Here is a 1696-nt window from a genome sequence, read left to right on the forward strand (position 1 = left end):
TACCTGGTGTTGTGTGTCCTATATTCTTCCTAAGCTCTGTGTGTATCTAATGACCCAGACTGCATCGGATGTAAGCGATCTGTGCGAAAGACAACCCTACTTTCACCGTGCACGGCTTCGCAGCATGCCCGATGCCCTTTATCTCTATTCTAGCCAGGGCTGGTCTGCTTGACAAACTGGCGTGAATAGCTTATATTCGACTACTGTCATCCACTGTGGTTAACCGTTCGCAACGCAATGATGCGCAGCGCTCGCTCAAAGCGCTTAGTCATGCATTGTGTTGCCTATGGCAACCCTTTGGAGACAGCAGATTGCCTGTTTGAGGAGGTAAGGAGAAGATGGTCATGAAACGTTCGATCAGTTTCTTGTTGCTGGTCGGTATGCTGGCCTCGCTGCTGGCAGCTTGTGGAGCGCCACAGGCCCAGCCGACGGCCACACCGCAACCGGCAACCCAGGCTACAGCGGCGCCTCAGCCAACTGCGGCGCCTCAGCCAACTGCGGCTGCCGCACAAGTTATTAAGATTGCTACCCAAAGCCCATTGTCAGGTGGGCAGGCCGCGCTCGGTACCGGTATAAAGAATGCCGCCGAGTTGGCAGTTAAACAACTGTCTGGACCGCTTGCTGAATTGGGCTTCCGCGTCGAGCTTGCTCCGTTCGACGATCAGGCTCGGCCAGAGGTGGGGTCGGCGAACGCAAAGAATATCGTGTCGGATCAGGATATTCTCTGCGTGGTCGGGCACCTGAATTCAGGAGTGGCGCTAGCTGCTTTGCCGGATTACAAGAATGCCAGTCTGGCGATGGTCTCACCGGCGAACACGAACCCAAAGATTACCGAGGGTGGCTACGAAGTGGCCTTCCGCGTGGTGGGACGCGACGATGTGCAGGGTGCGGTGGCCGAGAAGTTTGCCCGCGAAGAGCTGAAGGTGAAGTCGGTCTACATTATTCACGACACGACGGCCTACGGGCAGGGGGTAGCTGAGTTCTTCCGCCGCAATGCGGAGGCCAACGGCCTGAAAGTGTTGGGCTTCGAGGGGACGGAAGAGCGGAGTGACTTTTCGGCGATCTTGACCCCAATCCTGGCTGCAAACCCCGACCTGATCTTCTTTGGTGGTATCTACGACCAGGCCGGGCCGTTCTTCCGCCAGGCGCGTGACCGGGGGATCACGGCCCAGTTTATGGGGCCTGACGGTCTTGAGTCGGAGGAACTGGTAACCCTTGCTGGTGATGCAGTCGATAAGATGTATTACACCACCGTCGCTGCACCGGTAAGCCAGTTCCCTGATGCGGCGAAGTATGCACAGGACTATCAAGCAGCCTACGGCGACTCCGCACCCGCGTTCTCGGCACAGGCCTATGACGCGACCGGTATCTGTCTTACTGCCATTACCAATGCGGCAAAGGCTGCTGGTGGGAAGCCGACGCGGGCTCAGGTTTTGGCCGAAATTAAGGCGCTCAAGTCGTACAAAGGTATCACCGGTACTTACACCTTCAACGCGAAGGGTGATCCTAATCCGGCAACCTACTTCGTGCTTCAGGTCAATGCTGCCAACTGGAATGAGAACAAGCTCGTAACCCGACTTGAGATTGCACCGCCTGGTGAGGCGGCAAGTGGTGGTACAACCGGAGGTGCCACTGGTGGTACTGGTGAGTTTGATCTGACTGCACTAGCAGCACAGCTTGGCAATGTTGCTGCCAA

General features: G+C 56.7%; 1 protein-coding gene. It reads left to right on the forward strand.

All coding sequences use genetic code 11. The features are described from left to right. Positions 1–344 precede the first annotated feature (344 nt). The coding region (locus JE47_RS0120120) for a branched-chain amino acid ABC transporter substrate-binding protein (protein ID WP_031461452.1) at positions 345–1696 on the forward strand (1352 nt) is incomplete at its 3' end.

The sequence above is a fragment of the Chloroflexus sp. MS-G genome (assembly GCF_000735195.1).
Taxonomy (GTDB): Bacteria; Chloroflexota; Chloroflexia; order Chloroflexales; family Chloroflexaceae; genus Chloroflexus.